Source organism: Pseudoalteromonas sp. Z9A4 (assembly GCF_011378845.1).
GTDB classification, from domain to species: domain Bacteria; phylum Pseudomonadota; class Gammaproteobacteria; order Enterobacterales; family Alteromonadaceae; genus Pseudoalteromonas; species Pseudoalteromonas arctica.
Genome location: NZ_WTLA01000012.1, coordinates 114,265 through 123,240, shown reverse-complemented (window position 1 = coordinate 123,240; position 8,976 = coordinate 114,265). Strand labels below are relative to the sequence as shown.

At 39.5% G+C, this 8,976-nt stretch carries 6 protein-coding genes; 3 read left to right on the top strand and 3 right to left on the bottom strand.

The window, feature by feature from the left end:
• Positions 1-135: 135 nt before the first annotated feature.
• Together GQR54_RS10960 and GQR54_RS10955 are read right to left on the bottom strand one after the other, a co-directional pair.
• Complete coding sequence (locus GQR54_RS10960) at positions 136-2,718, bottom strand: TonB-dependent receptor (protein ID WP_166377635.1); 2,583 nt, start codon at positions 2,716-2,718, stop codon at positions 136-138.
• A gap of 506 nt (positions 2,719-3,224) precedes the next feature.
• Positions 3,225-3,539: a DUF962 domain-containing protein gene (locus GQR54_RS10955; RefSeq protein WP_002959779.1), complete on the bottom strand. Its 315-nt coding sequence runs from the start codon at positions 3,537-3,539 to the stop codon at positions 3,225-3,227.
• A 164-nt stretch (positions 3,540-3,703) separates the two neighbouring features.
• Here GQR54_RS10955 and GQR54_RS10950 point away from each other — a divergent pair, with 164 nt between their 5' ends.
• Positions 3,704-5,860: a prolyl oligopeptidase family serine peptidase gene (locus tag GQR54_RS10950; protein WP_166377634.1), complete on the top strand. Its 2,157-nt coding sequence runs from the start codon at positions 3,704-3,706 to the stop codon at positions 5,858-5,860.
• Positions 5,861-5,963: 103 nt separating this feature from the next.
• Here the strand turns inward: GQR54_RS10950 and GQR54_RS10945 are convergent, their stop codons facing one another.
• Complete coding sequence (locus GQR54_RS10945; RefSeq protein WP_166377633.1) at positions 5,964-7,256, bottom strand: anti-phage deoxyguanosine triphosphatase; 1,293 nt, start codon at positions 7,254-7,256, stop codon at positions 5,964-5,966.
• Positions 7,257-7,503: 247 nt separating this feature from the next.
• On the opposite strand from GQR54_RS10945, the gene GQR54_RS10940 reads away from it, so the two are divergent.
• Positions 7,504-8,310 (top strand): glucosaminidase domain-containing protein, encoded by an 807-nt coding sequence (locus GQR54_RS10940; protein WP_166377632.1) that lies wholly within the window; start codon positions 7,504-7,506, stop codon positions 8,308-8,310.
• The gene (locus GQR54_RS10935; RefSeq protein ID WP_101162854.1) at positions 8,303-8,971 is read left to right on the top strand and encodes a DUF2987 domain-containing protein; all 669 of its coding nucleotides are present in this window, start codon (positions 8,303-8,305) and stop codon (positions 8,969-8,971) included. Before GQR54_RS10940 ends, GQR54_RS10935 begins: the two co-directional genes overlap by 8 nt.
• The last annotated feature ends 5 nt before the right edge of the window (positions 8,972-8,976 follow it).

The following is an 8,976-nucleotide window of genomic DNA, read 5'->3' as shown; positions in this document are numbered from 1 at the left end:
TTCAGACATAAAAATAGGCCACAACTTCTGTTGTAGCCTATTATGAGCCCTTTGAAAGATCGTTCAATTAGCTTAAACGATCTGCATTACCTAATCGGTGGCTTTTGTGTGTTTGGTTACTTTAAGCTGTGCTTATTAAAACTTCATTTCTATTTTACCGTACACGTAGCGTCCGTTAAATCCATACGGCGAGAAGCTAGAGTAAGCAAATAAACGTGAGAAGGTGGTTACATCGTCAACATTTTCACGTGTTGCGTCTGGGTAAACATCAAAAATGTTATTAGCCCCTAAGCTCAGCGATACGCTTTCACTTAGCGAGTAGGCGACATCTAAGTCGGTTATCCATTTAGGCTTTAGCACTTCGTTACGTTCTGGGATATCTGAAGGGTCTTGAGTTTCGCCGTAACGTGTTGTTCTAAGCGTGGTACGTATGTCGTCGTTAGTCCATGTTGCGCTTAAGTTGTACTTATTACGCGGTGTGCTTACTTCAAAACGACGCAGCTCAGTGCCTGAGAACAAGTTGTCTTGATCAAACCCTGCACCTTGCAGCTCTGCTGGTGGGTCGATAATATTTGTTACTTCATTTTTACCGTAGTTGTAACCTAGGTTAAAGGCTAAATCGCCATAACCATCAGTTGCTACATTATATGAGGCAACCACATCAACACCACGGGTTTTGCTGTCAATTGCATTTAAGAAGAAGCGACCTTGGTTAGCGCCTGTGCTTTGAAGTAAATCGGCAATAGCATCGCCCGATAAGTTGTTTGATAGCACAATGCGGTCATCAATTAATATTTGGTAGTAATCAACCGATAAGCTGAAATTAAAGTCGGTAGACCATGTAAAACCAACGCCGTAGTTTGTTGCTTCTTCAGCATCAAGACCTGGTGAGCCCAGTGCTTTTGCTACATCGCTGCTTGGTGCAAAGGTACCAGTTTCGGTTGGTTCGCCATCAACAAATACAGTGGCTACTGAGGTAAAGTATTGCTGCTGCAAAGAAGGTGCTCTAAAACCAGTAGATACAGAGGCGCGTAGTGCTAAGTCTTCAGTTAATGAATAACGAGTTGCAATTTTACCGTTAAGTGTATCGCCAAAGTCTGAGTAATCTTCATAACGGGCGGCAACCGCTAAATTCCAATCGTCGGTTAGGTAGGTTTCAAGGTCTATATATAAGCTCACGTTGTGGCGGCTGTTATCGCCCTCTGATTCGGGTGTAAACCCCGGGAATACTTGTGCCCCCGCTGCGCCAAACGGGCCATCAACTGGGTCGGTTACTGCGCCTCCTGGGCCAAATGTGCCTTGTGCATATGATGCTTCTTCGCCTGCATCTATTTGGTATCCTTCGCGGCGATACTCAGCACCTACAGCTACGTTTACAGAGCTTTCTAAAAAGCTGACGTCTACCTCGCGGCTAAAATCAACGTTTAAAGTAAGTTGATCGTAGGTAAGTGTTCCTGCATCAAAGCTTGTTTGGCTAGTAGGGCCATATGAGGTATTTAAGCTATTTATAACACCAAACTCAAATGCATCTTGACCATATACGGCCGATACATCGTAATTCCATTCACTTACAAAACCTTTAGCGCCAAGTGCCAGTGAAAAGTCATCTATATCTGAGGTAATAACAGGTAAAAAGCCATCAGGGTATACTTCTTCTATATTACGGCTATCGCTTGCACGGCGATAAAACCCGCCGCCTTCGCCTTCACGTTTGCTGTAAGAGCCAAACGAATATAAGTCGACTTCGTTTGTTAACTGGTAACCTGCGTTATAAAACATTGAAAAATCTTCAACATCGCCATTACCAAAGTTATGGTTATATCGATTTACGGTAAGTTCACGTGGGTCAAGCGCGCCATCTACTGATCCGTCATCTATGCGTGCGTAGTTTTCACGGTTATCGTAGTCTGAGCGGTTAGTTGAATGGCGGTCGCGGTATTCTGTTGAGATGTTTAAAAAGCCATTATCGCCAAGCTCAAAACCCATATTACCTTGCAGCGTTAATGTTTGACCATCGGTTAAAGAGCGATCGCCCCCTTCGGTAAATGCTAAATTACCATCACTGCCTTCAGAAACTGATTCAAGCTGTGGTACACCGTCCATTTCGGTTACGTTAGCACCATATATAGCCGCAACTGAACCACCGCTGCTGGCACTTTTAAGTACAATATTAATAACACCAGCTATAGCGTCAGAGCCATATTGCGCTGCTGCACCATCGCGTAATACTTCAATACGGGCAATAGCATTTGCAGGTATCGCATTTAAGTCAACCGATGATGAACCACGACCCGTTGAGCCATTTAAGTTAAGTAATGCGTTGCTGTGGCGGCGCTTACCATTAACAAGCACTAAGGTGTGATCGGGTGCTAAGCCACGAAGCTGAGCGGGGCGTACATGGTCGCTGCCATCAGTAAGTGATGCTTGTGGGAAGTTAAAGCTGGGTAATAAACTGCTAAGTAGGGCATTCGTTTCAGTAAAGCCTGAGTTTTTAAGTGCATCTGCACCAATTATATCGATGGGTACTGCGCTGTCTTCTACTGTACGGCCTAATCGGCGAGAGCCAATTACGCTTATTTGTTCGATGTTTTCTTCTGCTTTAGTGTCTTGCTCTGCAGCATTTACGCAGAGCGAACCAAGTAGTGCAGCAGACGCGCTCATTGCGAGTAATATTTGTGGTACCGATTGCTGTAATTTAAATAACGGTTTTCTATTCATGCTGTATTTCCCCATACCCATTGAATTATTTTAGTTTTGTACAAAAAGATTAAACCTCTTTGTTACCTTGAACATATACTTAATTAACAAAGTCAGTCAATTGAATAACATTCAATTAATTTAAGGGTTTTTATAATTACATTTGGTTGTTTTTTATAATGATCATTGTTTTGGTTATATAGCGAAGGTAATTGCTAAGTAATTGATGGATAATGAATTATATTTAAAAGTTAAATTTAACGTTTAATTAACTGGTAAGATGAGATTGATGGGTTAAATTAATTATGGGTAGGGAACCATTTTTATTGGGCTGGCAATAAATAGCAGTTAAGTTATAAATATTTTTAAAAATGTAAAATACAAATAAACCTATTAAATGTTAACTAAATTAACATTTAATGGGTGTATTATAAATTATGTACTACTTATTAGAACCTATACTTTAAAGCATGAAGCAATTTTGTTTTTATAAGTAATTGGTATAAAAAAGAATGCTAAAAATAGTGTTAAAATTTAATTTTTCCAACAAGCATATCTTTAAACATTACCCAATCTCCCCACAAACTGTAAAAAGGGTGTTTAAAAGTAGCTGGGCGGTTTTTTTCAAAAAAGAAATGCCCAACCCACGCAAACCCATATCCAATAACAGGTAATAGCCACAATAAACTGTAGTGTTGTTTTAATAATGCTATTGCGATTACAGCAAGAACGAGGGTGCTTCCTATAAAATGTAAGCGGCGGCAAGTAACATTGCGATGCTCTTTTAAATAATAAGGGTAGAAGGCTTTAAAGCTTTTAAACGTGGGGTTTGTACTTTGCATAGTATGCTCTTTTATTGTTTTTTATTTTAATGAGGGTCGTGCTATTAAAGCGTAAGTTTACATTTGTTTACAGCGATAAATGGCGCTTAACGCATCTAAATAGACAAAAGGGCTAAAAGTTAATAACTTAGGCGCACTATTAATAAATAAGAATGGAACTCAGGATGTTTAAACATACTTTAGCGTGTGCTGTAATTGTAGCGCTTAGCGGCTGTTCAGAGCCAACTAATACGGTAACTCAAGAAGAAGTAAAAGCACCAATGAAGCAAGTTAATGCAGTTATATACCCAGAAACAAAAAAAGGCGATATCGTAGACACCTACTTTGAAGAAGCCGTTAGCGACCCGTATCGTTGGCTTGAAGATGATATGAGCGACGAAACTGCCGATTGGGTTAAAACGCAAAACAATTTAACGTTTTCTTATTTAGAACAAATACCTTATCGCGATAAGTTAAAGCAGCGCCTTGAAAAACTAATGAATTACGAAAAAATAGGCGCTCCTTTTACTGAAGGCGATTACACCTATTTTTATAAAAACGATGGCCTGCAAAATCAATATGTTTTGTACCGCAGTAAAGATGGCGGCGACGTTGAAGTATTTTTAGATCCAAACAAGTTTAGTGAAGATGGTACGACGTCTATGTCGGGCTTATCGTTTTCAAAAGATGGCTCATTGCTCGCGTATCAAATATCTGAAGGCGGCAGCGATTGGCGTAAAATTATAGTTATTGATGCACATACTAAAGAGCAAGTTGAAGAAGCGCTTGTTGACGTTAAATTTAGTGGCATTGATTGGTTAGGCAACGAAGGTTTTTATTATTCAAGTTACGAAAAACCTAAAGGGAGTGAACTTTCGGCTAAAACAGATCAGCATAAAGCGTATTACCATAAGCTAGGTACTGCTCAGTCTGCTGATAGTGTTGTATTTGGTGAAACTGATGAGCAAAAACATCGCTATGTAGGCGCTGATGTAACTCAAGATGGCCATTACTTACTTATTTCAGCTAGTACGTCTACCTCAGGCAATAAACTGTTTATAAAAGATCTAACAAAAGAAAACAGTGAGTTTGTAACGGTTGTGGGAAATACTGATTCAGATACATCAGTTATTGATAACGAAGGCAGCAAGCTGTTTTTAGTTACTAACCTTAATGCACCAAACAAAAAAGTAGTCACGGTTGATGCAAGTAACCCAAGCCCTGAAAATTGGGTTGATTTAATTCCTGAAACCAAAAACGTACTAAACCTTACAAAAGGTGGCGATACCTTTTTTGCCAACTACATGGTTGATGCTATTTCGCAGGTAAAACAGTACAACAAAAAAGGCGAGCTAATTCGCGAAATTACATTACCAGGCGTGGGTACAGCACGTGGTTTTGGCGGTAAAAAAGATCAAACAACGCTTTATTATTCGTTCACTAACTACAAAACACCAGGTACTACTTATACGTTTGATGTAGCTACGGGTGAATCGGGTGTTTATCGTAAGTCGGCTATTGATTTTAACAGCGATGATTACACGTCTGAGCAAGTGTTTTACACATCAAAAGATGGCACTAAAATACCGATGGTAATTACCTATAAAACAGGTATTAAGCTTGATGGTTCAAACCCTACTATTTTATACGGTTACGGTGGTTTTAATATTAGTTTAACGCCAAGCTTTAGCCCCGTTAATGCAGTATGGCTTGAGCAAGGTAGTGTGTACGCCGTTGCTAATATTCGTGGTGGTGGTGAGTACGGTAAAGACTGGCACAATGCAGGCACTAAATTGCAAAAGCAAAATGTGTTTGATGATTTTATTGCGGCAGCTGAGTATTTAAAAGATAAAAAGTATACATCTAAAAAGCGTTTAGCACTGCGTGGTGGATCTAATGGTGGTTTATTAGTTGGCGCGGTAATGACCCAGCGTCCTGACTTATTTCAGGTGGCTCTTCCTGCTGTAGGCGTACTTGATATGCTACGTTACCATACATTTACTGCGGGCGCTGGCTGGGCATACGACTACGGTACGAGCGAGCAAAGCAAAGAAATGTTTGAATACATTAAAGGCTATTCACCTCTTCATAATGTAAAAGCCGGTGTTGAATATCCAGCCACTATGATCACGACAGGCGATCATGATGACCGTGTTGTCCCTTCGCATTCGTTTAAGTTTGCGGCTGAGCTTCAATCAAAACAAATGGGTAGTAACCCAACACTTATTCGTATAGAAACAAACGCGGGTCATGGTGCAGGTACACCAACTAGTAAAATTATTGATCAGTACGCTGATATGTTTGGTTTTACACTATATAACATGGGCGTAAAATCTTTATAAAACGCTCTAACTAAATATAAAAACTAAAAAGGCCGAGTAAATTAAATTTACTCGGCCTTTTTAATAATGCTCAGTTTTATATTACTTACGTCTATTGGTATTGCTACTGCATAGGTGAAAACAATCGTTGATACGTTTTATAAGCGTACTCGTCGGTCATTCCGCTTAAGTAATCGCAAATTATACGCATACCTTGGTTTTGCTTTTGCGCTTCTATGTATTGTGCTTGTGTTGTTTCGGGTAATAAACGCAGCGGATCGCTAGCAAACGCGGTAAATAACTCTATTAGTAAGTTTTGACCTTTAAACTCTATTTGTTGCATTTCGGGGTCGCGTATTAAACGTTGAAACACAAAATGCTTAAGTATTTGCAATACACTGTCGTATTGGGCATCTAATTTAGCGGTGTACTTTAAAATAGGGCATTCAAAGTTATCGTTTTGAATATCTAAATGTATATGAATAATAAAGGTATTAACCAGCTCACCTATGGCATCTTTTCGCTCATAATCATTTTTTGAAAACAAACGCTTCGTGAGCGACTCAAGCATGGTGTTTAACCAGTCAAAGTTTAGTGCTTTTAAATGAGGTAGAGCATGAGTTTGCCAATCGTCTAGCGTAAGTACATGGGTTGCAATGGCATCTTCTAAGTCGTGTACGGCGTATGCTATATCGTCGGCATGTTCCATTATTGCGCTATCGAGCGATTTATACGTTGTTTTAGCGCGGTACTTATCAATAGTGGCATGGTTACCCAGCAACGTTTTATCGTTTTGACTCAGTGGTTCTACTATCCAATTGAATATGGCTGCATCGTCGTTGTACAACCCTTTGGCAGGTCGCCAATCATCTGCTTTTATAAATGCACGACCGGTTGTATCGTCGGGAATTGTATGCCATAGCGTATTAATAAACGCGGGGTATTTTATAAAACCTAATAAAGTACGACGAGTTAGGTTCATACCGTGCCCGTTACTGTAGGGCTCAAGTTTTGCAACTATGCGCAGTGTTTGTGCGTTACCTTCAAAACCACCGTGATCGCGCATCATGTAATTTAGCGCTATTTCGCCACCATGGCCAAAAGGTGGATGGCCAATATCGTGCGCCAAACACAGTGTTTCTAGCAGTCCGGTTGATGGAAAGTGCGTAAAGTCGCTATGTTGCGCTTTTAAGTGGCGCAATATGCCAGTACCAATTTGCGATACTTCTAAAGAGTGGGTAAGGCGAGTGCGGTAAAAGTCGTTTAGGCCAATGCCCATAATTTGGGTTTTAGCTTGCAAACGCCTAAATGCAGCTGCATGAATAATACGCGAACGATCGACCTGCCACGGCGAGCGGTTATCGTTAGGACGATGTTTATATTGCTCTATTATTCGGCTTTGCCATTGTTTATCCATACTGCTTACTCACACATAGTTAATATTATTAAACTTTGCCCAGTATACCCATGGACTTATAAATTGCGAATGAACAAATGCACTACATAGGCTCTGTTTTATCTAAAATTCAAATATACTGCTGAAAATTCAACCGTAAAAGGTCATCAAACCCCAGTTATTCGCGTTTATAAAGTGGCTTAGGTATAATGCGCCTTCGTATGCTTGTGTATTAACCATGCATAACTAAGTTTGATAGAGAGAATACATGTTAAAAACGATTTTTAAGCTTTTACTAACCGTGTTTTTTGTTTGGGCGCTTGCATACCCGTTTATACAAAATGATGATGTTGATTTAGACGAGCAAACGTCAGAACAACCAAAAAAAGTGAAGAAAAAAGAAAAACCATTACATAATGTAAAACTGCCAAAGTTTTCAGAATTTAGTGATGTTAAAGAAAAAAAACATGCATTTTTTAGCTTTATTCGTCCGCACGTTGAAGCCGAAAATAAAAAAATATTACAGCAACGCGCTAAGCTTCAAATTGCACGATTAATGCTTGAGGATAACGAGCCACTGCAATCTAAGCAAAGCAAAGATATTATCAAAATTTTAGAGTCGTACGATTTACCAACAACGCTTGATACTTTAACGCTTAGTCTTGCATTGCGCCGTGTTGATATAATTCCTAAAGAATTAGCGCTTATGCAAGCTGCAAACGAATCTGCATGGGGCACATCACGTTTTGCACGTATTGGCCTTAACTTTTTTGGTCAGTGGTGTTATTCAAAAGGCTGTGGCATGGTCCCTAGACGCCGTAGTACCGGTGCTGCGCACGAAGTTGCTGCGTTTAAATCGGTAAGAGCTGCTATAAACTCTTACTTTAAAAACATAAATACGCATCCTGCTTATAAAGATTTGCGCGCAATACGTGAAAACTTACGTCTTGAGCAAAAACCAATTTTAGCGACTGAACTTACACAAGGTTTAATGTCTTACTCTGAGCGCGGTGAAGCGTATATAGAAGAGTTAAACACGATGATTAGCCAAAATAGAGCCTACTTTGATGAATAAATACATTTTTAATTGTACCAACGCTATTGTGTTAGTACTGCTGAGCATTAGTGCGTTTAATGTAAATGCGAGAGAATTTGTGATGTCGTATGACGGTTTTTACGACCGCTTAAAAATTGTTAACAAAGGCGACTTTCAATATGCGCGAGTTAACTTTTACATTAGTGATATTGGTACTAATGAAACATGTGCGATTAAAAGCGGTACTATTTTAACCGAAAGAAACGAGTATCCACTTAACTTTACCGATAAAGCACAATTACTATTGCCGTTCGATAAGCAGCTTGATACCGATAAAGCGGTCATTGTAGTAGAGCCGCTCAATCCTGTGCACGATTGCCAATTAAAGCTACAAATTGAAGCAAACGAACTTGAAGGTTTAGCATTTTCAAAGCAGTCGTTATATACCATTAACGAAGAACTTGATGAGCTATTAACTGATTTGTCGGGCTTTTTTGTAAGTAAATTAATGTGGTTTTTATTACCCGAGCAAAAGGGCGTAGCAGTTACATTTAAAAGCCCAATGCAATTTGATGATAAGAGCATAACGTGTGAAAAGTCAGTGTGTTATTTTGCAGTTGAAGATAGCTGGGAAGATGATAGCGCAGTGCTTGGCGATATATCGAACGTTATTAAAGTAACGCCTTGGATTGTTAAGTAACTCAC